Annotated in this window: 23 protein-coding genes; 19 read left to right on the top strand and 4 right to left on the bottom strand. The window is 64.2% G+C overall.

The features are described from left to right. The first annotated feature begins 533 nt into the window (after positions 1 to 533). From ABDB81_RS24455 to ABDB81_RS24475, 5 genes are all read left to right on the top strand, one after another. Positions 534 to 1,217, top strand: coding sequence for a 3-oxoacid CoA-transferase subunit A (locus ABDB81_RS24455; RefSeq protein WP_346813852.1), 684 nt, complete (start codon positions 534 to 536; stop codon positions 1,215 to 1,217). A gap of 19 nt (positions 1,218 to 1,236) precedes the next feature. Beyond that, on the top strand, positions 1,237 to 1,884 hold the full coding sequence (locus ABDB81_RS24460; protein WP_137925491.1) for a 3-oxoacid CoA-transferase subunit B: 648 nt from the start codon (positions 1,237 to 1,239) through the stop codon (positions 1,882 to 1,884). Between the two features lie 29 nt (positions 1,885 to 1,913). Then, on the top strand, positions 1,914 to 3,116 hold the full coding sequence (gene pcaF, locus ABDB81_RS24465; RefSeq protein ID WP_137925492.1) for a 3-oxoadipyl-CoA thiolase: 1,203 nt from the start codon (positions 1,914 to 1,916) through the stop codon (positions 3,114 to 3,116). A gap of 344 nt (positions 3,117 to 3,460) precedes the next feature. Then, a complete protein-coding gene (locus ABDB81_RS24470; protein WP_137925493.1) occupies positions 3,461 to 4,192 on the top strand; it encodes an SDR family oxidoreductase in 732 nt (243 codons plus the stop codon). Between the two features lie 112 nt (positions 4,193 to 4,304). Beyond that, positions 4,305 to 5,309 carry a tripartite tricarboxylate transporter substrate binding protein gene (locus tag ABDB81_RS24475; protein WP_137925494.1) on the top strand — a complete coding sequence of 335 codons (1,005 nt, stop codon included), beginning with the start codon at positions 4,305 to 4,307 and terminating at the stop codon, positions 5,307 to 5,309. Positions 5,310 to 5,495: 186 nt separating this feature from the next. On the opposite strand, the gene ABDB81_RS24480 is transcribed toward ABDB81_RS24475, so the two are convergent. After that, positions 5,496 to 5,711 (bottom strand): hypothetical protein, encoded by a 216-nt coding sequence (locus tag ABDB81_RS24480; protein ID WP_137925498.1) that lies wholly within the window; start codon positions 5,709 to 5,711, stop codon positions 5,496 to 5,498. Continuing rightward, complete coding sequence (locus ABDB81_RS24485) at positions 5,686 to 5,979, bottom strand: hypothetical protein (protein WP_137925499.1); 294 nt, start codon at positions 5,977 to 5,979, stop codon at positions 5,686 to 5,688. The genes ABDB81_RS24480 and ABDB81_RS24485 overlap by 26 nt, the downstream gene beginning before the upstream one ends. Positions 5,980 to 6,051: 72 nt before the next feature. Between ABDB81_RS24485 and ABDB81_RS24490 the strand changes: the two genes are divergently transcribed. Then, the gene (locus tag ABDB81_RS24490; RefSeq protein ID WP_137925500.1) at positions 6,052 to 6,621 is read left to right on the top strand and encodes a PadR family transcriptional regulator; all 570 of its coding nucleotides are present in this window, start codon (positions 6,052 to 6,054) and stop codon (positions 6,619 to 6,621) included. 50 nt (positions 6,622 to 6,671) lie between these two features. On the opposite strand, the gene ABDB81_RS24495 is transcribed toward ABDB81_RS24490, so the two are convergent. Next, entirely contained in the window at positions 6,672 to 7,661 is a 990-nt protein-coding gene (locus ABDB81_RS24495) for a nitronate monooxygenase family protein (RefSeq protein ID WP_346813853.1), read from the bottom strand. 215 nt (positions 7,662 to 7,876) lie between these two features. Between ABDB81_RS24495 and ABDB81_RS24500 the strand changes: the two genes are divergently transcribed. Together ABDB81_RS24500 and galE are read left to right on the top strand one after the other, a co-directional pair. After that, positions 7,877 to 8,947: a tyrosine-type recombinase/integrase gene (locus ABDB81_RS24500; RefSeq protein WP_249359395.1), complete on the top strand. Its 1,071-nt coding sequence runs from the start codon at positions 7,877 to 7,879 to the stop codon at positions 8,945 to 8,947. An 88-nt stretch (positions 8,948 to 9,035) separates the two neighbouring features. Next, positions 9,036 to 10,058, top strand: coding sequence for a UDP-glucose 4-epimerase GalE (gene galE / locus ABDB81_RS24505; protein WP_346813854.1), 1,023 nt, complete (start codon positions 9,036 to 9,038; stop codon positions 10,056 to 10,058). Positions 10,059 to 10,099: 41 nt separating this feature from the next. Here galE and ABDB81_RS24510 read toward each other — a convergent pair whose 3' ends face one another. Next, positions 10,100 to 10,411 (bottom strand): H-NS histone family protein, encoded by a 312-nt coding sequence (locus ABDB81_RS24510; RefSeq protein WP_137925504.1) that lies wholly within the window; start codon positions 10,409 to 10,411, stop codon positions 10,100 to 10,102. A gap of 495 nt (positions 10,412 to 10,906) precedes the next feature. Between ABDB81_RS24510 and ABDB81_RS24515 the strand changes: the two genes are divergently transcribed. From ABDB81_RS24515 to motB, 11 genes are all read left to right on the top strand, one after another. Beyond that, positions 10,907 to 12,682, top strand: a complete 1,776-nt coding sequence (locus ABDB81_RS24515) for a methyl-accepting chemotaxis protein (RefSeq protein ID WP_137925505.1) — start codon at positions 10,907 to 10,909, stop codon at positions 12,680 to 12,682. A 150-nt stretch (positions 12,683 to 12,832) separates the two neighbouring features. Further along, positions 12,833 to 14,827, top strand: a complete 1,995-nt coding sequence (locus ABDB81_RS24520) for a bifunctional diguanylate cyclase/phosphodiesterase (protein ID WP_346813855.1) — start codon at positions 12,833 to 12,835, stop codon at positions 14,825 to 14,827. Between the two features lie 232 nt (positions 14,828 to 15,059). Beyond that, entirely contained in the window at positions 15,060 to 15,443 is a 384-nt protein-coding gene (locus ABDB81_RS24525; protein ID WP_137925507.1) for a response regulator, read from the top strand. A gap of 190 nt (positions 15,444 to 15,633) precedes the next feature. Then, positions 15,634 to 16,119 (top strand): chemotaxis protein CheW, encoded by a 486-nt coding sequence (locus ABDB81_RS24530; RefSeq protein ID WP_137925508.1) that lies wholly within the window; start codon positions 15,634 to 15,636, stop codon positions 16,117 to 16,119. Between the two features lie 78 nt (positions 16,120 to 16,197). Continuing rightward, complete coding sequence (locus tag ABDB81_RS24535; protein WP_137925509.1) at positions 16,198 to 17,835, top strand: PAS domain-containing methyl-accepting chemotaxis protein; 1,638 nt, start codon at positions 16,198 to 16,200, stop codon at positions 17,833 to 17,835. Positions 17,836 to 18,018: 183 nt separating this feature from the next. After that, entirely contained in the window at positions 18,019 to 19,875 is a 1,857-nt protein-coding gene (locus tag ABDB81_RS24540) for a methyl-accepting chemotaxis protein (protein WP_137925510.1), read from the top strand. 93 nt (positions 19,876 to 19,968) lie between these two features. Continuing rightward, complete coding sequence (locus ABDB81_RS24545) at positions 19,969 to 20,721, top strand: DUF4088 family protein (protein ID WP_137925511.1); 753 nt, start codon at positions 19,969 to 19,971, stop codon at positions 20,719 to 20,721. 398 nt (positions 20,722 to 21,119) lie between these two features. Then, entirely contained in the window at positions 21,120 to 21,437 is a 318-nt protein-coding gene (flhD, locus tag ABDB81_RS24550; RefSeq protein WP_008647543.1) for a flagellar transcriptional regulator FlhD, read from the top strand. Continuing rightward, positions 21,434 to 22,039 carry a flagellar transcriptional regulator FlhC gene (flhC, locus tag ABDB81_RS24555; protein ID WP_137925512.1) on the top strand — a complete coding sequence of 202 codons (606 nt, stop codon included), beginning with the start codon at positions 21,434 to 21,436 and terminating at the stop codon, positions 22,037 to 22,039. The genes flhD and flhC overlap by 4 nt, the downstream gene beginning before the upstream one ends. A 129-nt stretch (positions 22,040 to 22,168) precedes the next feature. Next, the gene (gene motA, locus ABDB81_RS24560) at positions 22,169 to 23,032 is read left to right on the top strand and encodes a flagellar motor stator protein MotA (protein WP_137925513.1); all 864 of its coding nucleotides are present in this window, start codon (positions 22,169 to 22,171) and stop codon (positions 23,030 to 23,032) included. A gap of 13 nt (positions 23,033 to 23,045) precedes the next feature. Continuing rightward, positions 23,046 to 24,023: a flagellar motor protein MotB gene (gene motB / locus ABDB81_RS24565; RefSeq protein ID WP_137925514.1), complete on the top strand. Its 978-nt coding sequence runs from the start codon at positions 23,046 to 23,048 to the stop codon at positions 24,021 to 24,023. The last annotated feature ends 10 nt before the right edge of the window (positions 24,024 to 24,033 follow it).

Below are 24,033 nucleotides of genomic sequence, written 5' to 3' on the forward strand. Positions count from 1 at the left end.
ACCCATGTCTCCGAACACCTGTTACCCATGTCTCCGGTCTGTACATGCGGGAGAGGGGCGGGGGAGAGGGCCAGCAGTTCAAATTGCGACGCGTCGGCAAGCAGAACCTCCAGCCCTCTCCCCCAACCCCTCTCCCAAAGGGAGAGGGGAGCAAAGAATAAGCGGGACAGCGGAGTAACCCCCGCCACATTGCTGCACCGCAAAACGTCCGCTGCGCGATTATCGCCCTTCCCGCGCCAACCCTTATTGCCGCGCGGGAGGGTGGCGTGTAACCTTTGTTCATTCTGCGAATTGGAGTTCGTATAGCGAACGCGCTTGCGAGCCGTCCCAATAACGCGCAGATTCTCGCAAGGCCGCCAAGAAGACGGCCGTCAAGACAACTGCAAGTTGGACCCTGTCCTCGTGTGTGATCGGAACGGATCGGCGCACGGACTGGACGCCCGTCTGAGCAGACCACCGGAGACACTCTTTGCGTGCCGCACTTTGTGGCCGGTCCCGGTGCGATGTCGGACCCCTTCCGTACTGGAACGCAAGTGATCAACAAGCTATATGACTCGGTGGAAGCGGCAGTGGCCGGTATCCACGATGGCGCCACGATCCTGATCGGTGGTTTTGGCCTGGCAGGTATGCCGGCGGAGCTGATCGATGCACTGATCGCCTCGGGTGCGCGCGACCTCACCATCGTCAACAACAACGCCGGCAACGGCGATACGGGCCTGGCGGCGCTGCTCAAGACCAAGCGCGTACGCAAGATCATTTGCTCGTTCCCGCGCCAGGCGGATTCGTATGTGTTCGATTCGCTGTACCACGCAGGCGAAATCGAACTGGAACTGGTGCCGCAGGGCAACCTGGCCGAGCGCATCCGCGCGGCGGGTGCCGGCATCGGCGGTTTCTTCACGCGCACGGCCTACGGCACCCCGTTGGCTGACGGCAAGGAAACGCGCATCATCGACGGCCAGGGCTACGTGTTCGAAAGCCCGATCCACGCCGACTTCGCACTGATCAAGGCCGATACCGCCGACCGTTGGGGCAACCTCATTTACCGCAAGACGGCCCGCAACTTCGGCCCGATCATGGCGATGGCCGCCAAGTGCGCCATCGTTCAGGTCAGCCATGTGGTGGAGCTGGGCGAGATGGACCCCGAGCACATCGTCACGCCGGGCCTGTTCGTCAAGCGTGTGGTGAAGGTTGCTGGCGCCGCCGCCAAGGCCGCCTGAGCGCAAGGAGAAAAATACGATGCAACGCCTGACCCGCGATCAGATGGCCGCCCGCGTGGCCAAAGACATTCCGGAAGGTGCCGTGGTGAACCTCGGCATCGGCCTGCCCACCCTCGTCGGCAATCACCTGCCGGCCGACCGTGAAATCCTGCTGCACAGCGAGAACGGCCTGCTCGGCATGGGCTCCGCACCGCCCCCGGGCGAGGAAGACGGCGACCTGATCAACGCCGGCAAGCAGCCCGTGACGATCAAGGCCGGCGGTTCGTACTTCCACCACGCCGATTCGTTTGCAATGATGCGCGGCGGCCACCTCGACTTTTGCGTGCTGGGCGCCTTCCAGGTGTCGCAGCGCGGCGACCTCGCCAACTGGCACACCGGCGCGCCGGGCGCCATCCCCGCCGTGGGCGGTGCGATGGACCTCGCCATCGGTGCCAAGCAGGTGTTCGTGATGATGGAACACCAGACCAAGCAGGGTGAGAGCAAGGTCGTGGCCGAATGCACCTATCCGCTGACCGGCATCGGCTGCGTGACGCGTATCTATACGGACCTGGCCACCATCGACGTGACGCCCGATGGCCTGGTGGCCCGCGATCTCGTCGACGGCCTGTCGTTCGACGAACTGCAACGCCTGACCGGCGTGCCCCTGAAGCAGGCCGTAGCCGCCTGACCCTCCACCCAGAACGAGTGAGACAGAACATGAGCGACGCATTTATCGTTGACGCCATCCGTACCCCGATCGGTCGCTACGGCGGCAGCCTGTCCGCCGTGCGCGCGGACGATCTGGGCGCAGTGCCGCTGAAGGCCCTGATGGCACGCAATCCGAATCTGGACTGGAAGGCCATCGACGACGTGATCTTCGGCAACGCCAACCAGGCCGGCGAAGACAACCGCAACGTGGCGCGCATGTCGTCGCTGCTGGCCGGCCTGCCGCAGGACGTGCCGGGCTCGACGATCAACCGCCTGTGCGGTTCGGGCATGGATGCCACCGGCACGGCAGCGCGCGCGCTGAAGTCCGGCGAGACCAACCTGATGATCTCGGGCGGCGTGGAAAGCATGAGCCGCGCCCCGTTCGTGATGGGCAAGGCCACGTCGGCCTTCTCGCGCGATGCGCAGATTTTCGACACCACCATCGGCTGGCGCTTCATCAACCCGGCGATGCGTGCGGCCTACGGCGTGGACTCGATGCCCGAGACCGCCGAGAACGTGGCCACCGACTACAAGATCAGCCGCGAAGACCAGGATCTGATGGCGCTGCGCAGCCAGGAAAAGGCTTCGCGCGCACAGGCCGACGGTACGCTGGCGCAGGAAATCACCGCCGTGACGATCGCCCAGAAGAAGGGCGACCCGCTGGTGGTGGATCGTGACGAGCACCCGCGTGCCACGAGCATGGAAGCGCTGGCCAAGCTGCGCGGCGTGGTGCGTCCGGACGGCACCGTCACGGCCGGCAATGCGTCGGGCGTGAACGATGGCGCCTGCGCCATCCTGCTGGCAAGCGAAGCCGGCCTGAAGCAGCACAACCTGAAGCCGCGCGCCCGCATCGTGGGCATGGCCACGGCTGGCGTGGCACCGCGCGTGATGGGCATCGGCCCGGCACCGGCCACCCAGAAGCTGATGAAGCAACTGGGCATGACGCTGGACCAGATCGACGTGATCGAACTGAACGAAGCCTTTGCCGCACAGGGCCTGGCCGTGCTGCGCGAACTGGGCATCGCCGACGATGACAAGCGCGTGAACCCGAACGGCGGCGCCATCGCCCTGGGCCACCCGCTGGGCATGAGCGGCGCGCGTCTGGTGACGACTGCGCTGTACCAACTGGAGCGTACCAATGGCCGCTTCGCGCTGTGCACGATGTGCATCGGCGTGGGCCAGGGTATTGCGATGGTGATCGAGCGGGTTTGAGGTTGTTGATTGCCTGACGTTTTGCTCCCCTCTCCCATGGAATGGGAGAGGGGTTGGGGGAGAGGGCTGGAGGTTCTGCTTGCCGATCATTGGCAATTGCACCGCTGGCCCTCTCCCCCGCCCCTCTCCCGCTCGCGGGAGAGGGGAGAAAGACAAACAAGGCAGAGAACGCAATACCTCAAAGCGCTTAATTTCCGACATTTCCCGCCGTTAGTTTGAGCGGGAAGTTTCAGTGGTGTCTCTTCCCCAACGAGGTAGAGCATTGCGGCCAGACCGACGGGCTCGCCGGTCTTGCCGCATCTTTTTCCGTATGTCCCGGCGCTTGATGCCGGTGGAGTATCGAGATGTCCCTTCCCGTTGCCACGCTTGTCACCGGCGCCAGTTCCGGTATTGGCCGTGCCATTGCCGAAATGCTGCTCGCCGACGGCGTGACGCGTGTGATCAACGTCGACTATGCTGAACCGACGTGGTCACATCCGAACCTGACCTTCTTCCAGGCCGACCTGACCAACGCCGACGCCACGCGCGCGGTGGCGGCGCAGGTGACCTCGCAATACGCGGTGACGCGGCTGGTGAACAACGCCGGCGCTACCCGCCCCGGCACGGCCGATACGGCCACCGCCGCGGATCTCGACTATGTCGTGGGCCTCACGTTGCAGGCCACGATGCTGCTGACCCAGGCCTGCCTGCCCGCGATGCGCGCGGCCGGCTTTGGCCGCATCGTCAACATGGCCTCGCGCGCGGCGCTGGGCAAGCCCGAGCGCGTGGTGTATTCCGCAGCCAAGGCAGGGCTGGTTGGCATGACCCGAACGCTGGCGATGGAGCTGGGCGGCGACGGTATCACCGTCAACGCCGTGGCACCGGGTCCCATCGCCACCGAGCTGTTCCGAAAGAGCAATCCGGAGGGCAGCGAACAGACACGGCGCATCCTGGCAAGTATCGCCGTGAAACGCATGGGTACCCCGGAAGACGTGGCGCGTGCCTCGCTGTTCTTCCTCGCCCCCGAAAATGGTTTCGTTACCGGACAGGTGCTGTACGTCTGCGGCGGAACCACGCTTGGTGTGGCGCCCGTATAAGAAGTCGAAGTTGCCCGCCCCCAGGCACGGGGTGGAAGAGCGATTCAAGCATTGCGCCCGCGGCACTCACAAGGTTTGCCGGCGTGCGTAGCATCAACTCCTGGAGCACAGTATGAGCAACACCATTCACACCTCGAAGGCGCGCAGACGCCTGCTGGCCGCTGGCGTGGCACTGGCCGCCGGCTTTGCCACCATGACCGGCGCGCAGGCGCAGGGCACGTACCCGACCAAGCCGATCACCATGGTCGTGCCGTTCTCGGCAGGCGGCACCACCGACATCCTGGCCCGCATCGTCAGCCTGCAACTGGGCAAGGCACTGGGCCAGCCGGTCGTCGTGGACAACCGTCCGGGCGCTGGCGGCAACATTGGCGCATCGCTGGCTGCCAAGGCACCGGCTGACGGCTACACGCTGTTCATGGGCACCATCGGCACGCACGCCATCAACCAGTCGCTGTACTCGAAGCTGCCGTTCGATCCGGTCAAGGATTTCGCGCCGATCACGCGTATCGCCATGGTGCCGAACATCGTTGTGGTGAACCCGAAGGTGCCGGTCCACAACATCAAGGAACTGATCGCCTACGTGAAGGCGAATCCGGACAAGCTGTCGTACGGTTCGTCGGGCAGCGGCTCGTCGATGCACCTGTCGGGCGAGCTGTTCAACTCGATGACGGGCCTGCACATTCAGCACATCCCGTACAAGGGCAGCGCCCCGGCCGTGAACGACCTGCTGGGCAACCAGATCGGCCTGATGTTCGACAACCTGCCGTCGTCGTTCCAGCACGTGAAGGCTGGCAAGCTGCGCGCACTGGCCGTGACCTCGGGCAAGCGCTCGCCGGCCCTGCCGGACGTGCCGACCGTGGCCGAAGCCGGCGTGCCTGGCTATGAAGCCACGTCGTGGTTCGCGCTGTACGCCACGGGCGGCACGCCGCAGCCGATCGTCGACCGCATCAACGCCGAAGTGGTCAAGATCCTGGCCATGCCGGAAGTGAAGAAGCAAATGGCCGAGCAGGGCGCCGAGCCCAACCCGGAAAAGCCGGCACAGCTGGCCGCTTTCATGAAGTCCGAAGCCACCAAGTGGGCCAAGGTCGTGAAGGCTTCGGGCGCAACGGTGGACTGATCCAGTTCCCGACCGCTTTTGCAGTTCGTGGTACTGAAACCGGCCCTGGCGGCCGGTTTTTTTTCGTCGTGCTGTTGCGCTGTGGCGCACGAAAAGAAAAAACCCGCGAGGTTGTCGCGGGTTCAAATCCCAGGTCCGTGCTGGACGGGAGGAGACATGCGTTGGCGCTGCGGGTCAGGGGAGAAATCAGCCCAGGACGTATTTGACGACCTGTTCCTCGACACCCACGAAGCGCACCAGCTGGCGCAGGCCGCTGGCGTATTCCTTGATATGGTGGCCCTCCGGTGTATCCGGTAGCCGATAGTAGATCGGCGCCGTGCCGGCGCGGGCACGGGCTGCGAGGACCGACGCGGATGCCTCGCCTGCCGCCGTGCCCTCAGTGAATTCCGGTCTTGCGTTCATCGTCATCTCTCCATGGACGCATGGCGCTGAACGTTGGGCCGGGAGAAGGAAGGCGCGCGCATGCGAGTCGCAATGTCTGGAATGTATTGCAGTCGGTCGCGAAATGCCATTTCGTTTTTTTTAAATCAGTATCGAGATAATTGACCAAATTGTCATATTTGGCGATGCCGCCGCGGCGGGCTCCTCTACAGCGCGGATATCCGGCGTGTGGCGCGGCAGCCGCTCCCGGGTTAACGGCATGACGCGCCATGAACTTGCGCGCTACCATTACGCCACCTGAATGCTGCTGGGTGGGGAGAGCAACTCTCGTGCCAGCGTCTTTGTCTCTTTCTGGCCGCGAATGTCCACTCAGCACGCGCTACTGATTTCCCTCATCGAGAAGCCTTCCTCGGGCTACGATCTGGCCCGCCGTTTCGACAAATCCATCGGCTATTTCTGGCACGCCACGCACCAGCAGATCTACCGGGAACTGGGGCGCATGGCTGATCTCGGCTGGATTGCCGCCGATGAAGCGGCCGTGCCGGCGCGGACGGTCGAGGGCGAAGGGATGGAAAGGAAGAACCGGAAAAAGGTCTATGGCGTGTTGCCCGCAGGGCGCGACGAACTGGCGCGCTGGGTGTTGGCGCCGGGAGCCGGACTGGATCAGCGCGAGGAAATTCTGGTCAAGTTGCGTGCAGATGCTGCAATCGGACCGCTCGGGCTGGACAAGGAAATGTTGCGGCTGATCGCGCTGCACGAGGAACGGCTGGCGCTCTATCGGAACATCGAGCGCAAGGATTTTTCGGGCACGCTGGACCGCCGGCAGCAGATCCAGTACGCGCTGTTGCAGCGCGGTATCGGCTTCCAGGAGGATTGGGTCAAGTGGGGCCGCGCGCTGCTACCGCTGCTGGAAGTCCCTGAGAAAAAGTAAAAAAACTGGCTCCCGAGGGGAGCCAGTTTTTCCATCACCCTGCGGCGGATTTACGCCAGGTCGGCCGTCTGGCCAGCCTTGGCCGGTGCGGCCAGGCCCAGGCGGCGGCGCGCCACGGCGTATTCCTCGACAAACCGCTTCACCAGTTCACCGGCCGGCACCACGCGCTTGATGGCGCCCACGCCCTGGCCCGCACCCCAGATTTCCTTCCACGGCTTGACGCGTGTCGAGCCGAAATTCATGGCGGAGGCGTCTGACGTCGGCAGCGCAGCCGGATCGAGACCCGCGCGCACGATGCTGTCGCGCAGGTAGTTGCCGTGCACACCCGTGAACAGGTTCGAGTAGATGATGTCGTCGGCGGTGCTGTCGACGATCATCTGCTTGTAGGCCTCCTCGGCGTTGGCTTCGTGCGTGGCGATGAAGGCCGACCCGATATAGGCCAGGTCGGCGCCGGCAGCCTGCGCGGCCAGCACGGCGTCGCCGCTGGCGATGGCGCCGGAGAGTAGCAGCGGACCATCGAACCACTCGCGGATCTCATGCAGCAGCGCAAACGGCGACAGCGTGCCGGCGTGCCCGCCCGCGCCGGCCGCCACGGCGATCAGGCCATCGGCGCCTTTCTCGATTGCCTTGCGCGCGAACGTGTTGTTGATGACGTCGTGCAGCACGATGCCGCCATACGAATGCACGGCCTCGTTGACTTCCACGCGCGCGCCCAGCGACGTGATCACGATGGGCACCTTGTAGCGCACGCACATTTCCAGATCGTGTTCGAGTCGGTCGTTGGACTTGTGCACGATCTGGTTGACCGCGAACGGCGCGGCAGGCCGATCCGGATGCTTGTCGTTGTACTCGCCCAGCTCCGTCGTGATGCGATCCAGCCATTCCGCGAGCTTCTCCACGGGGCGCGCATTGAGCGCCGGGAACGAGCCCACCACGCCGGCCTTGCATTGCGCGATGACCAGATCGGGATTGGAAATGATGAACAGCGGCGAGCAGACAGCCGGCAGCGACAGGTTTTGCAGCAGGGCGGGAATGGCCATGACAGGGTCTCCGATTCGTACAGATCGATGCGAACGATGCGTGTTGAAGCAACTATATGCAACCAGTTGCATATTGGTGGAGAAAGTACCATGGCTCTGGTGCTTCGCGCAATGGCCGGACGGCGTGTGGGGCGATTGCCGGGCGATCCATCCAACGTGGCGTGTTGTCTACAATGAGCAGATTGCCGATCCAGGCATCACGGAAGAAGTCAGTGATTACTCCCACGAAGACGGCCGCGACACAGCCGGGCGCAACCGAAGTGGAGCCGAGCGAACTGTTCGATGCGGATCTGGCGGCCTGGTATGCGCATCCGGAGCGGGCCTTCGACGGCTGGCTGGCGCGCCACGGCTTCCGGCACGGCACGGCCACGGTGTACCGCGCGATGTGGGGCAAGCTTCTGCGCTGGTCCGGCGAACAGGGCATGCCGCCGCTGAAATGGTCGGCAGACCAGCTCGCCGCATTCCTGGATGCCCAGAACCTTCACAAGCGCCATCGCTATCGGTACGCGCGTCTGATCGAACGGGTGTTCCATCACCTGTCCACGCTGCAGCAGAATCTGCACAACCCGGCCAGCCAGGCGGTCAAGGCGCATCTGGCCGAAGGCGAGAACGATCCCACGGCTTTTCTGCTGCCCGGCGAGCGTGACCTGCTGGTGGCCCGCATCCTGGCGCCCGAACCGGAGCCGCTGCCGGCGAAAGACGGCGAGCGTGGCATTTCGCCGACCCAGTGGAAACGCGCGCGCGATATCGCGCTGCTGGCTGTGCTGCTCGGCGGGGGCCTGAAAGTGGCCGAAGTCCGTGCCCTGCGGCTGGAATCGCTGGAGGGGGTGGGCCAGGGCGCCATCGGCATCCGCATGGTTCGCACCGACAATGGCCGGGCGTACCAGGTGCCATTGTTCTCCTTTGTCCAGGCGCCATTGCGGCATTGGCTGGCCTTGCGGGAGGCGGCAGGTTCCCTTGGCGAACTGGTCTTCCCGGCCATGGCGAACGGACGGCCGATGCACGCCGCGTCGATCTATCGACGGATCGAGATCTTGCTGGAGGAGGCGGGCGTGCTGGCCGGACGCAGCGAGCGCGCCTCGCCGCAGACGCTGCGCAATACCTGCGGTGCCATGCATTTCGATGCGGGAACGCCGCCGGCAGCCGTCGCGCAGTTGCTCGGCATGCGGGATCTCGAATCAGGCTGGCGTTTGCATTCGGCGTATGAAGCGTGGCAGGCCCGCACGGGATTGCCGCCGCAGCCCAAGCCTGGCGGGCGGCAGGCCGGAGAAGCCACGCAGGCTTAATCTGGCGCGGTTATGATGCTCCCGGTAAGGGTTCCGCCCTGACGTCCGGCGCCTTACCTTTTTCAAACGCTTTCCGACTTAAGAATCCATGGCTGAAACCCTACTGCTGACAGGTGCCACTGGCTATATTGCTTCGCATACCTGGGTGGCGTTGCATGAGGCTGGCTATCACGTAATCGGGCTTGATAATCTTTGTAACAGCAATCGGGAGGTTGTGAACCGCCTGGCACGGATCACTGGCACCACGCCCCATTTCGTGGAAGGCGATGTCCGCGACCGCGCGCTGTTGGATCAGCTGTTTGCCGAGCACAAGATTGCCGGGGCCATCCATTTTGCGGCGTTGAAGGCCGTGGGCGAATCGGTCAGCAAACCGCTGGAGTATTACGGGAACAATCTGGCGGGCATGATCACGCTGTGCAGCGCCATGCAGGCCGCGGGCGTCAAGCAATTGGTGTTCAGTTCGTCGGCCACGGTCTATGGAAACCCCCATACCGTGCCGATTCTTGAAGATTTTCCGCTGTCGGCGACCAATCCGTATGGTCAGACCAAGCTGATGGGCGAGCAAATCCTGCGTGACCTTGAAATCTCCGACCCGGAATGGCGGATCGCATTTCTACGATATTTCAATCCGGTCGGCGCGCACGAAAGCGGGCTGATCGGCGAAGATCCGGGCGGTATCCCGAATAACCTGATGCCTTATGTGGCACAGGTGGCGGGTGGCCGTCGCGAAAAACTCAGTGTTTATGGTGGCGACTATCCCACGGTCGATGGCACCGGGGTCCGGGATTACATCCACGTATGCGATCTGGCCGATGGCCACGTGGCTGCGCTGAACTACCTGGGCAAGCACCCGCGCGGCATGACGGTCAACCTGGGCACGGGCCGTGGCTACAGCGTCCTGGAGGTAGTGAAGGCCTACGAACGCGCCAGCGGACGTCCGGTTCCCTATCAGATCGTGGCGCGCCGTCCGGGCGACATCGCCTCCTGCTATGCGGATCCCGCCCTGGCGGAATCCCTGATCGGCTGGCGTGCCCGGCACGATATCGACCGCATGTGCGAGGATTCCTGGCGCTGGCAGTCGACAAATCCGCTGGGGTTTGCCAAGGCATAAAAAAACCGGGCCCAGGCCCGGTTTTTTTATGCAGCAAACGCTTAGCGAATCAGGAAGTCTTCCATCGACTTGCCATTTGCCAGGGCCTGGGTCAGCCAGCCCGGGCGCTTGCCACGGCCGGTCCAGGTATTGCCGGCGCTGTCCCGGTAGCGGACCGGCACCTTGCGGGCGGCGGCGGCCTTCTTGGCGCCGGGCAGCTTGCCGCCAAATCCGAGATCTTCGGCGGTCAGGCCAAACTGTTCGATTTTCTCGCGAATCTCGGCGATCACGGTCGCTTGCTCGCGCGCCTTGATTTCTTCGGCCTGCTTCTGCAGTTCGCTGATTTTCTGAACGATTTCCTGATATGTCGCCATTTGTATCCCTCTATTTACTGTTGGGTCACCGTGAATTTCACGCAGGCCATTATAACCACTGTGCGCCGGGCTGCAAATCCGTTTTTCCGGACGCCTATCGGCAATGCGAAATTTCTTAAAATTGATTTATTACTGAACTTTTCTTCACGGGACGAATGCATGCCCGCAAACCGGCGCGGGGGGCCGCCGTCAAATGGCGGCTGCCGGCCATGGCCGGACAGTCGGGCGTACGGGATTGTCGATTCGGAAACACTGAATATCGCAATGTTTAATTCGGATGAGGCCCGGTATTTCAAGGGCGGAATGCATCGCATCGGATATTGAGGGGGGCTTCGTGTGCGCCCTGCGTCATTCCTTGAAAATGCTCCCAGTGCTTACCTCAAGGTTGAATGCATGGGCGCCGTTATGGAGTCCTGAGCAGGCCGTACGGGGTGTCGGTCTGCCGGACCGGAGCATGGGAGTGGCTTCGGGTTAACTCCTTCAGACCAGCACATCATGTCCTTTCATCAGAATATTCAGATCAAGACCCTCCTGCGGGGCGCCATGGCGTTGCTCACGGCGATCCTGCTGCTCGTGGGTGGCGCAGGGCTGTATGGCATCTCGCGGTCCAACGATGCGCTGAAGGAGACCTACTCGAACCAGCTCGCCTCGTCGCAGGCGCTGGCCGAGGCCATGATCGGCACCACCCGGCTGCGTCTGGCGCTGGACCGGGGCATCATGCCCGGCAGCGAAGGCGAGGACCTGAAGAAACACGTCGACCGCTCGCTGGTGTTCGTCGAGGTGTCGGATCGTGGCTGGAAGAAATACCTTGCGTTGCCGCAAGCCGATGACGAAAAGGCCCTGTCGTCCGCGCTGGCCGCCAAGCGCCAGGAATTCTTCGAAAAGGGTGTCGCGCTGTGGCAGAAGGCACTGGCCGATGGCAATCGCGAGGAAGCGCTGCGGATTGGCCGCGACGTGATGCCGGACCTGCAGCGCAGCATGTCCGCCGCGCACGAGAAGCTCGAGAAGTTCCAGATGGAAGCGGGCCGCGCCAATTTCGAAGCCGCCCAGTCGCGCTACGACACCATCCGCCTGATGTGCATCCTGCTGATCGTGATTGGCGCGGCGCTGGCGTTCGTGTCGGCCACGATGCTGAACCGCGCGATCGTGCGTCCGGTGGAAGAAGCCCTGAACGTATTCGAGCGCATGGCCGGTGGCGACCTGACGTCGCGTATCACCAGCATGTCGAACAACGAGATCGGCCGCATGATGCAGGCGCTGGCCAAGATGCAGCAGAGCCTGTCGGGCATCGTGCATGAAGTGCGCGGCGGCACGGACTCCATCGCCTCGGCCACGCAGCAGATCTCGGCGGGCAATACGGACCTGTCGCAACGTACCGAAGAACAGGCGGCATCGCTGGAGCAGACCGCTGCCAGCATGGAAGAACTCACCACGGTGGTGAAGCAGAACGCCGACAACGCCCGCCAGGCTGGCGTGCTGGCTGGCGAAGCCTCGCAGATCGCGCTGAAGGGCGGCGATGTGGTGGGCCGCGTGGTGGATACGATGAACGAGATCAACGGCGCGTCGCGCAAGGTGGTCGAGATCATCGGCGTGATCGAAGGTATTGCGTTCCAGACCAACATCCTGGCGCTGAATGCTGCCGTGGAAGCGGCGCGCGCCGGTGAACAGGGCCGCGGCTTTGCCGTGGTGGCTGGCGAGGTGCGCAGCCTGGCGCAACGCAGCGCCAACGCCGCCAAGGAAATCGAATCGCTGATCAGCGAGTCTGGCCAGCGCGTGGAGAGCGGCACGAAGCTGGTGGCTGAAGCCGGTCAGACGATGGGCGAAATCGTGCAGGCAGTGCGCCGCGTGACGGACATCATGAACGAGATCAGCGCCGCGTCGCAGGAGCAGACCACGGGCATCGAGCAGGTCAACCAGGCCGTGGCGCAGATGGACCAGGTCACGCAGCAGAATGCCGCGCTGGTGGAAGAAGCGGCTGCTGCGGCGGGTGCGCTGGAAGAGCAGGCGCAGAAGCTCAAGAGCGTGGTGTCGGTGTTCACGGTGGCGGCCGACGGTACGGTGTCGCGTCAGGTGGTGAGCGTGCCGCACGTTGCGCACACGCTGACGGCGGGCAAGCCGGCAATGAAGGCAGCCGTGGTGCCGGTGCGTCCGGCCGCGCAGCGTCCGCCGATCGTGCCGAAGTCCCGCGATGCCCAGTTGCTGCGTCCGAAGCTGAGTCAGCCTGCTGCGGCAGCGTCGTCCGCATCGGACGACAACTGGTCCGCCTTCTGATCGATTTCGATTCTTTGTCCAGACGGATACACGTAACGAACGCGTGAACAAGGTTCACATGGTGCGCGCGAGATGCCATGATGCGGGGTTTTGTCTGCCTCGCCTCCTGATGTCTCGCGCACGCTCGTCTCGCCTCTCCGCGCAGCTCCGATGATTGCCACGAACTTCAGCCTACTGCTGCTTGCGGCGTTGCTCGGCCTGATGGCCGCGCAAGGCCTGCGCACGGTCCGACAGGACGGCGCGCCGGAGCGCAAGTCCGCCCGGTCGCTGGCCTGGTGGGCGGCCCTGATGTCGCAGGGCACGATGGGCATGCCGCTCTGGGTGGCTGCCGCATCCGGCACGCTGACGGCTGCCAACAACGGCGCCAAGTTCGCTGCGGCCTTTGCGGTGACGCTCGTCGCCAGCATGGCCGCCTCGCATATGCTCGCGCCCACATGGCTGTGGCTGCGTGGCCATGGCCGTGGCTGGCAGCTTGCCATTGCCACGGCGATGATTGCCGGCGCCGGCCTCGTGGCCATGGCGGGTGCCCGGCTGGGCCGCGTGTGCGGCGGCACGTCGATGACGCCGCGCGACTGTATCGACGCGGCCGGCGTGCAGGGTCCGGGCTGGCTGGCCGGCGGCCTCGCGCTGCTGTGCGCGGGCTTGTACTTCATGCACCGTATCCAGACAAACCGCTGGAACGCCGTGCAGGCCGATGGCGCGGGCCGTGATGATTTCGATGAATTCCCCATGCCGGGCCGCGCTGGCAACGCCGGCGGCGCAGGCGAGGCGCGCAGCAGCATCCGTCGCAACCTTGGCCGCTTCGGTGGCCTGACCGTGCGGATGTCCGCGCGCGACCAGCGGCCGGTGGGCGAGTACAGCGTCAGCACGGAGTTGCCGGACCGTACCGCGTTTGCGCGCTGGCTCGACAAGAGCATGGCGCAATCGCGCCTGTCGGATACCAGTTGCGCGGTGCTGCTGATCCACATCGCCGATTTCCGCGAGGTGGACGAAGTCTTCGAAGTGCGCGCCGACGATATCCTCGCGCAGGATGCCGGGGCACTGGCCCAGGCCGCGCTGGAACCGCATCACTTCCTGGCACGGCTGGCGCGCGACGAGTTTGCCGTGGGCGTGCCGGAACTCATCCAGCACAGCCGCGCGCATGAACTGGGCGACAAGGTGCTGGGCTCGCTGTCGGAGTTCGTGGCCGCGCGCGGCCTGCAGATGCAGATCGGTGTGAACATCGGCATCGCCATTTCGCCGCGTGACGCCACCACATCGGAAGCCTTGATGCAGGCGGCGCGCGTGAGTTTGTCCGAAGCGCGCGAGAGCGGTTCGAACCAGATGCGCATGTTCAACTCGGCGGCGGGCGAGCGCGCGCGCCGCATGCGCGTGATTCGCCGCGATCTGTGGCCAGCGATTCAGGACGATGCGCTGTCGCTGGTGTACCAGCCCAAGTACGACGTGAAGACGCGCAGCGTGATCGGAGCCGAGGCGCTCTGCCGCTGGCGCCATCCCACGCTGGGCGCGGTCAATCCGGCGGAATTCATCATGGTGGCCGAGCAATCGGGCCAGATCGACAAGCTCGACGACTGGGTCATCTCGCAGGTGTGCCGCCAGGTGCGGATGTGGCACGACGCCGGGCTGCCGCCCGCGCCGGTGGCGATCAACGTATCGGGTTTGCGCTTCGCGAGCCGGAACTTTCCGCAATACCTGCTCGAACAGATCCACCAGCACGACATTCCGCCATCGGCCATCACGCTCGAAATCACCGAGACGGCGGCGATGAAGGACATCGCCAAGTCGCTGGAGACGCTGACCGAGTTGCAGTCGCTCGGCATCCACGTGGCGCTCGACGATTTCGGCAGCGGCTATTCGAGCCTGGGCTACCTCAAGCGGCTGCGCGTGGGCACGCTCAAGATCGACCGCACGCTGATTGGCGGACTCGATGCCGATCCGCAGGGCCGGGCCATTGTCGGATCGATGGTGGCGTTGGCACACGAACTGCGCATGAAGGTGGTGGCCGAAGGCGTGGAGTCTGCCTCGCAACTCGACATTCTCGATGCCATGGGCTGCGACGAAGTGCAGGGCTACCTGATGGCCATGCCGCTGGAGGCGTCCGTGTTTGCCGACCTGCTGCAGGGCGCACGCACAGCGCGGATCTGATTCCCGGCGCCGAAGGCCGACCGCGTGGCGATCTAGAGCGATTCCTCTAATACCGGGGTGAGCGGCCTGCCAGGCGGGCGGGGGTGCTAAAGCCGGTCTGCCGGCGTGTCGATAAGTCCAGGACAGGGCAGTGGCATTTGCCGTTCTTCGCGGCACATGCCAGCGCGCTGGCTTGTCCGTCGCCGGCCGCATTCCTTGCCACTGGCGGACCCACCTCGAACGGAGTCCCCGAATGTCTCTTCCGCACATCCTCGTCGTTGACGATTCGCCATCCCTGCGCCGCATGACGGGCGCCTGCCTGCGCGCGGGCGGATTTACGGTGACGGAGGCGTCCGATGGCAAGGAGGCGCTGGAAGTGGCCATGGAGGGCCGCTTCGGCATGCTGGTCACGGACCAGGTGATGCCGGTCATGGACGGCCTGTCGCTGATTCGCGCGCTGCGTGCCACGCCGGACTATGCGTCGATTCCCATCCTGATGCTCTCCACGGAGCATGACGCCACCATCCTCGACCGCGCCCGCGAGGCCGGTGCATCCGGTTTCCTGGCCAAGCCGTTCGATCCCGAAGAGTTGATGGCGTCGGTCGATGCCTTGCTGACCCCTCCCACGGAGGGGTGAGGTCGGCGCCAAGTCGCCCTTAATCCACCTCGGTGGATGCCGATATCACAGGAAGGCCATATCAGGTGGTCCGGTCCTGCTGCTGCCATGTTCGATACGCGGCGCGGCGGGGCGGGCCATTGCATCGGGTCGCCAGCAGCCGGGGGCACGTAACTCCCGGCCACGACCAACCATGCCAGCGGGGGCAACCATGAACCACAGCACGAACCGCGCGGACGGCGCGGGAGAAGAATTCCTGGCTTTCCGGCTCGGTCGCGAAGAGTACGGCATCGACATTCTCAAGGTTCAGGAGATTCGCGGCTACGAGTCCGTCACGCAGATTGCGAACGCGCCCGACTACCTGAAGGGCGTGGTCAACCTGCGCGGCACCATCGTGCCGATCATCGACCTGCGCATCAAGTTCCGGCAGGCCGAGATCAGCTACGACCAGTACACCGTGGTGATCATCGTCGATATCCATGAACGCACCACCGGTATCGTGGTTGACGGCGTGTCCGATGTGCTGACGCTGACGCCCGCGCAGATCAAGCCGGCACCGGCGTTGTCCGGCGGCGTGGAAACCGAGTACATCCGCGGACTGGGCTCGCTCGAAGGCCGCATGCTGATCCTGGCCGATATCGAGAAGCTCATGAATATCGATGACCTCGCGGCACTGGATGCCGCGGCGGGCGCCTGATGCCACAGAGGGGACGCGCCGGGCGCGGCCCCAACTTTTTCGAGCCGCTTTCCGAGCCGCCTTTCGAGCAGTAGAGCCATGCGCAACAACCAGCCTGTCACCCAGCGCGAGCATCCGCTCTCGCCGAACGATTACCTGATCTCGCGGACCGACCTCAAGGGTCGCATCACGTTCGCCAACCGGGCGTTCGTGGAGATCAGCGGCTTCACGTCGCGAGAGCTGCTTGGTGCGGCGCATAACCTGGTCCGGCATCCGGACATGCCGTCCGAAGCCTTCGCGGACCTCTGGTCGTCCATCCAGGCGGGCAAGACCTGGGTGGGCATCGTCAAGAACCGCCGCAAGAATGGCGACCACTACTGGGTGCAGGCCACTGTCACGCCTACGCGCGTGGACGGCCGCATCATCGGCTATACCTCGGTGCGGTCGATGGCCACGCGCGCGCAGATCGATGCAGCCGAGGCCGCATATCGCCGCTTCCGCGAGAACCGCGCCAGCGGGCTGGCCATTCGCGATGGCGCCGTGGTCCGCACTGGCGTGGCGGGCCTGCTGGGCCGCCTGATGCGCATGACGCTGCGCCGCCGGATCATGCTGGCGCAGGCAGCCGGCGTGGCGTGGTTCCTGGTGGCGCTGGGCGGCGTGCACTGGATGTCTCCTGACGCCGCCGCGCAACTCTGGCCGTGGCTGTGGGGCACCTTTGCGATGGGCGTGGTGTCGTCGTTCGCGGCGGGCTCGCTGCTGGTCTCGCGTGTGGATCGCCCGGTCGGAGAAATGCTCGATTTCGCGCTGCGCATGGGCGCGGGCGACCTGACCACCACGTACGAACACAAGGCCAATGATGAAGTGGGTTCGCTGTCGCGCGCCATGCGCACGATGCAGCGCAGCCTGCTGTCGGTGGTGCATGACATCCAGGAAGGCATGGCCAGCATCTCTACCGTGACGCATCAGGTGGCCGCCGGCAACAACGATCTCTCGCAACGTACCGAGCAGCAGGCGGCCTCGCTGGAGGAGACCGCTTCGAGCATGGAGCAGTTGACGGGCACCGTGCGCCAGAACGCCGATAACGCGCGCCAGGCCACGGGGTTGGCGGCCACGGCGTCGGAGACGGCGCTGCGCGGCGGCGAAGCCGTGGGCCGCGTGGTGCAGACCATGGACGAGATCAACGAGGCGTCGCACAAGATCGTCGACATCATCGGCGTGATCGAGGGCATTGCCTTCCAGACCAACATCCTGGCGCTGAACGCGGCGGTGGAAGCGGCACGCGCCGGCGAGCAAGGCCGTGGCTTTGCGGTGGTGGCTGGCGAGGTGCGCAGCCTGGCGCAGCGCAGTGCTAACGCGGCCAAGGAAATCAAGGGCCTGATCGGCAACACCGTGGAGCGCGTGGAGAACGGCGCGGCGCAGGTGTCGGACGCCGGGGCGACGATGGACGAGATCGTGCAGGCCGTGAAGCGCGTGACCGACATCATGGGCGAGATCAGTTCGGCATCGGCCGAGCAGAGCACGGGCATCGAACAGGTGAACGAGGCCGTGGCACAGATGGATGAAGTCACGCAGCAGAACGCTGCGCTGGTGGAGCAGGCCGCTGCCGCGGCAGGCTCGCTGGAGGAACAAGCCGACCGCCTGCGCGAGTCGATTTCCACTTTCCGCATCAGCACGCAGGCCGAGACCCGGCCCGTGCGGCAGCGGCAGGCGGAGTTGGCAGTCGAGGCAGTTGGCTGAAGTGGGGAGCGCGGCCAGCGCCCGTCAAGGGTGCGGAGCCGACCAAAAGCGCCGCGCGCCTTTCCTTTGCGCGCGGCATCAGGAACGGGGTAGATCGGCCGCCCACGCAGGCGGCAGCGACAACAACTCGGGACGGAGAGACTGGCCAACCCGAACTTTCTGACACAAGAAGGGGGTAGTTCAATGCAGTGGTTCAATCAACTACGTGTGACAACCAGGCTCATCGCCGGCTTCCTGGTTGTTTCCGTGATCGGCGCCATCATCGGCCTGCTGGGCGTGGTCAACATGGGGCGCATGGCGGAGTGGACCGGCAAGATCTACAACACCGATCTGCAGGCGCTGAAGGCCGTGCAGGACGGCAACATCAACCTGGTCTACGCCAGCCGTGCGCAGATTGCGCTGCTGTCGGCATCGACCATGGGCGAGCGCGCCACCGAGAAGACCCAGATCGAGAAATCGCTGGGCGAAATGGAGGCGCGGGTAAAAACTGCAAAGGATTCGTTCGCGCAGCCTGAAGGCCAGGCGCTGTTCAAGCAGTACGAAACGCTGGTGCCGCCGTTCAAGGAACGGATGACGAAATACGTGGCGCTGGTGAGCAAGCAGCCGCTGGACACCTCGCAGTTCGACAGCAACGTCTTCACGGAAAGCAGCGAGCTGCTCAAGGACAGCCACGCGCTGGAAGAGATCCTGTTCAAGATGGTCAAGCGCCGCGACGAGCGCGCCAAGTCCAACATGGAAGAGTCCACGAGCGTCTACAACAGCTCGCGCGTGGCGATGCTGCTGCTGGTGCTGGGTGGCATGGTGGTGTCGGTGCTGCTGGGATTGTTCCTGGCACGCCAGCTCTCGCGCCAACTGGGTGGAGAGCCCGCCTACGCCGCGTCGATTGCCGCACGTATCGCCGAGGGCGATTTCTCGGGCAAGGTGGACCTGCGCGCAGGTGACCAGGCCAGCCTGTTGCACGCCATGGGCCAGATGCAGCAGCAGCTCTCGCACATGGTGCGCGACTTCAAGGAATCGGCCGAATCGATCGGCACGGCCTCGCGTGAAATCGCTGCGGGCAACAACGACTTGTCTCAGCGTACCGAGCAGCAGGCGGCCTCGCTGGAGGAAACCGCTTCCAGCATGGAAGAACTGACCAGCACCGTGCGTCAGAACGCGGATAACGCACGTCAGGCCAGCGGTCTGGCGGCCAATGCGTCGGAGACCGCGGTGCGCGGCGGCGAAGTGGTCAGCGAAGTGGTCAAGACGATGGGCGAGATCAACGGCGCTTCGCGCAAGATCGTCGACATCATCGGCGTGATCGAAGGTATTGCGTTCCAGACCAACATCCTGGCGCTGAATGCTGCCGTGGAAGCGGCGCGCGCCGGTGAACAGGGCCGCGGCTTTGCGGTGGTGGCTGGCGAGGTGCGCAGCCTGGCGCAACGCAGCGCCAACGCGGCCAAGGAAATCAAGACGCTGATCGACAACTCGGTGGCGCAGGTGGATACCGGTGCAACGCTGGTGGGTCAGGCCGGCACGACGATGGAAGAAATCGTGCAGGCCGTGAAGCGCGTGACCGACATCATGGGCGAGATCAGCGCGGCTTCCGCCGAACAAAGCTCGGGCATCGAGCAGGTCAACCAGGCCGTGGCGCAGATGGACGAAGTCACGCAGCAGAATGCCGCGCTGGTGGAGCAGGCCGCTGCCGCAGCGGGCTCGCTGCAGGATCAGGCGGGCCGTCTGATGGAGTCGGTGTCGGGCTTCCGCCTGTCCGATGAGGATGTCTCGCACGCCGTGCCTGCCCTGCCGGCACCGGTGGCACGTTCGGTGACGCGTCCGAGCGCCAAGGCACCTGTCGCGCGCACGAAGGCCGCTGCAAAGACCGCCAGGGCACCGAAGGCCGCCAAGGCTGCCGGTACGGCACTGGTTGCCACGACCGCCGAACCTGCGCTGGCTGAAGTTGGCGACGAAGATGCCGATACCCAGATGAAGCGTCCCGCCCTTGCCGCGAAACCGGCAGGCCATGGCGCATCCGACAACGGTGACTGGAGCGCGTTCTGATCGCCTGACCGCATCGCTGCGATCTCGATAGCGCACGCCCCGGCCCGCCTTGTAAAAGTTGCGCCGGGGCGCTTACTCGTTCAAAGAACAACCATGCAAACCGATATCAGCCTGTCCCTGTCGGCCGAAGCCACGGCGCGGCTGCGCGCGGACTTCGATGCCTTTGTAAGAGTTTCAACGGGCATCGACGCCGAGTTCATTCCGCCCGCCTTCGACGACTTCCTGCGTGCCCGTCTGATGCAGCAGGACGGCCCGCTGACCGAACGTGCCGTGATGCGCCTGCTGGCCAGCGGCGAGTACGGATGGGCCAGGAAGGTCTTCGACAAGCAACTGCCCAACGCCTTGGCCGCGCTGATGCGTGACGCCGCGCGCTTCGGCTTCGGCCTGGCTGTGCAGCCCGCGTGGTCCGCACAGCAGCGCATGGAACATGCGCGCGAATGGGCCACCAACATCCTGAGCGAAGCCGGCGCGGACACCGCCTTCACCGAGGCGCTGGCCGCGCAGATCTCGTCATCCGCCGTGGACATCTGCACGTTGGAAGAGCGCATGCGCACGCCCGCATGGCGCGTGGCCGATGGCCTGCGCCAGCGGGCCTACGACGTCATGTACGCGCTGCAGACCGAGCAGAGCGAAGCCCTGGGCCGCAGCAAGGTAGGCGAGCTGCGCGCGCTGCTGGGCCTCGCGCTCGAATACCGCTCCGTGACCGCAGAAGAAGCCGCGCGCGTGCTGGAGCAGGTGGAGCGCTCGCGTCCGAACCTGTTCCGCGAAGCCCCTGACGATGTGTTCGCGCGCCTGGCTGCATGGCTGCGTCGCGCGTTTAGCCAAACTGTGGTGGCGCGTCAATAGTGGAATCCAGCAACACTGTTCAGCACAGTGATCTGTGCACCGCAACAGGACCTTGTCCGTTGAGTACGCAACCGTTACAGCCTTGATGTAAATCAAAAGTCAGACATCGGTCCTGTTACAAAATTCGCGACCTATGTATGTTCCTTGCGACATTTGTGAATCCCCAACGTAAGTAGGGATTGGCATTGCAGGCCGATTGCCGATATAAACGTAACAGTTTCACTTACACTCTGTAACATCTGTAACGTTTCGGAGAGAAGGTGTAACCGGGCGAAGTTCCTTTCGTAGTACGTCGTACCTACTCGAACACGCACCCAAACGATCTGGTCGCTGGCAAGCAGTGTCTGCCGGTAAGCGCCGGACAAGCGGTCGAGAGGTTATTTGGTAGCGGGGAAAAATTGGAAAGCAGTGAAGTTCTCCAGGAGATCAGGGAGGTTAACCTCGCCTATCTTCTGCTTGCGCAACGACTGGTGCGCGAAAACCAGGTGGAAGCCATGTTCAGGCTTGGCGTCAGCAAGGAAATTGCTGAGATTCTGGCCAAACTGACCTCGGCGCAACTCGTCAAGCTGGCAGCATCCAACATGGTGCTGTGCCGTTTCCGCTTTGACGATCATGCGCTGCTGTCCACGCTCACTCACACGGCCAAGAGCCATGATATGCAGCAGATCCACGCTGCTATCCTGCTGGCACGGCAACCTGTGGAGTCGCTCAATTGACCGCACTCCTCCAGGCCTCGCCGGGCAGCAGCTTCACGGCCACGACCGTACCCAACCGCAAAAGCGTCCTGCAGGATGCCAACCAGACCCAGCTCGCCATCGAGCTGATTGGCCTGGGTGCGCGCCTGCAAGTGCTTGAAGCCGAGACCACGCTCTCGCGCGACCGGTTGATCCGCCTCTACAAGGAGCTGCGCGGCGCCTCGCCGCCCAAGGGCATGCTCCCGTTCTCGACAGACTGGTTCACGACCTGGCTGCCGAATATCCATTCGTCGCTGTTCTTCTCTGCTTACCAGTTCATGGTGCAGGAAGGCGAGACGTCGGGCATTCGTGCGGTAGTGGCCGCTTACCGTCTGTACCTGGAACACGTTTCGCTGCTCGGCGGCGAAATCGTCTTAAGTTTCACCCGTGCCTGGACGTTAGTACGGTTTTTCGAGAGCAACATGCTGCAGCTTTCCAGCTGTACCTGTTGCGGCGGCCAGTTCGTGACGCATGCCTATGAGCCGCACGCGAACTTTGTCTGCAGCCTGTGCCGTCCGCCCTCGCGGGCCGGAAAGGTAAAGAAGCTCTCGAAGGACGCCACTGCCGCGCAAACCGTAGCCTGAGTTCATCGGGCTGACGTCTGCAAGGCAAGGTGGGCCCCGGAACGTACCGGCAGGCGCTGACGGCGCTCGCCTGTACGGCCGCGAGCCCCCGAGGCGCCTGACGCGTGTTATTCAGACGGGGATCCGATCGTGCTAGTTGTTCTTGGCTATGTCGTCGTAGTGGTTGCGGTGCTGGGCGGTTACGCCATCACCGGTGGCCACATGGGCGCGCTCTACCAACCGGCAGAGCTCATCATCATCGGCGGTGCCGCCGTTGGTGCGTTCATCAGCTCGAACAGCGGCAAGGCCATCAAGGCCACGGGCAAGGCCATGCCGATGCTGCTGAAGGGTTCCAAGTACAAGAAGGAACTCTACCTGGACGTGATGGCACTGCTGTACGTGCTGCTCTCCAAGGCCCGCCGCGAGGGCATCCTGTTCCTCGAAAAGGAAATTGCAGACCCTGCCTCCAGCAGCGTGTTCAGTCAGTATCCCCGCATCCTGGCCGACGCCAAGATGATGGAGTTCCTGACCGACTACCTGCGGATGATGGTCAACGGCAACATGAACGCCTTCGAGATCGAGGCGCTCATGGACCACGAAATCGAAACGTACCGCCACGAGGCCGAGATTCCCGTCCATGCGCTGTCGCGCGTTGGCGACGGCCTGCCCGCCTTCGGCATCGTGGCCGCGGTGATGGGCGTGGTGCACGCACTGGCCTCGGCAGACCTGCCCCCGGCCGAGCTGGGTGCGCTGATCGCCAACGCACTGGTCGGTACGTTCCTGGGCATTCTGCTGGCGTACGGCTTTGTCTCGCCGCTGTCGTCCCGCGTCGAGCACCAGGTGTCCGAAAGCATCAAGGTGTACGAGTGCATCAAGGTCACGCTGCTGGCATCGCTCAATGGTTACGCACCGCTGGTGGCGGTGGAATTCGGCCGCAAGGTGCTGTACTCGACGGTGCGTCCGTCGTTCCTTGAGCTGGACGACCATGTGCGCGAAGTCAAGAGCCTGACCTGACGGGAGAGCAGCCATGAGCAGCGCCCAGGACCTACGTCCCATCGTCATCAAGAAGGTCAAGGGGCATCACAAGCCCCATGGCAACCACAGCTGGAAAATCGCCTATGCCGACTTCATGACGGCCATGATGGCGCTCTTCCTGGTGCTGTGGCTGCTGAGTTCGTCGTCGCCCAAGACGCTGGTCGGCGTGGCCGAGTATTTCAAGACACCGCTCAAGGTGGCGGTGGCCGGCGGCGACAAGAGCAGCCTGTCCAAGAGCGTGATTCCGGGCGGCGGCAAGGACCCGATGGCAAAGGATGGCGAAGTCATGCGGGCCATGACGAATGATCCGGCCGACGCGCAGCGCCGCCGTGACCAGCTCGAGTCCGAACGCCTGCACGCGCTGAAGGGCCGCCTCGAACAGATCATCGAGAACAACCCGCAGCTCAAGCAATTCCGTCCGCAACTGCTGCTGGACATCACCAGCGAAGGGCTGCGCATCCAGATCCTGGATACGCAGAACCGTCCGATGTTTCGTACCGGCAGCGCAGCGGTGGAGCCGTACATGCGCACCATCCTGCGCGAGATCGGCCCCGTGCTCAACGAGATGCCCAACAAGGTGAGTCTCTCGGGACACACCGACTCGGCCACCTACATGGCGGGCGAGCGTGCCTACAGCAACTGGGAGCTGTCGGCAGATCGCGCCAACGCCTCGCGTCAGGAACTGATCGCGGGTGGCATGCAGGAAGGCAAGGTCCTGCGCGTGCTGGGACTGGCGGACACCATGCCGCTGGAAAAGAAAGACCCGCTCGCTGCCGTTAATCGTCGTATCAGCATCGTGGTGCTGAACAAGCGGGCGCAGGCGCAGTTCGAGTCGGAAAACGCCAGCGCGGCGGACGTATCCGTGCAGGCGCAGAAGGGACGTACGGCGGAAGAGATCCAGTCGCAGCTCGGGGCCGCTTCGGCGCCCGCTGCCCGCCCGGCCTCTGCGCCCCGCGGCAAGATCGAATGAGGCGCGCCGC

It is taken from the genome of Cupriavidus sp. DL-D2 (assembly GCF_039710735.1).
GTDB lineage: Bacteria > Pseudomonadota > Gammaproteobacteria > Burkholderiales > Burkholderiaceae > Cupriavidus.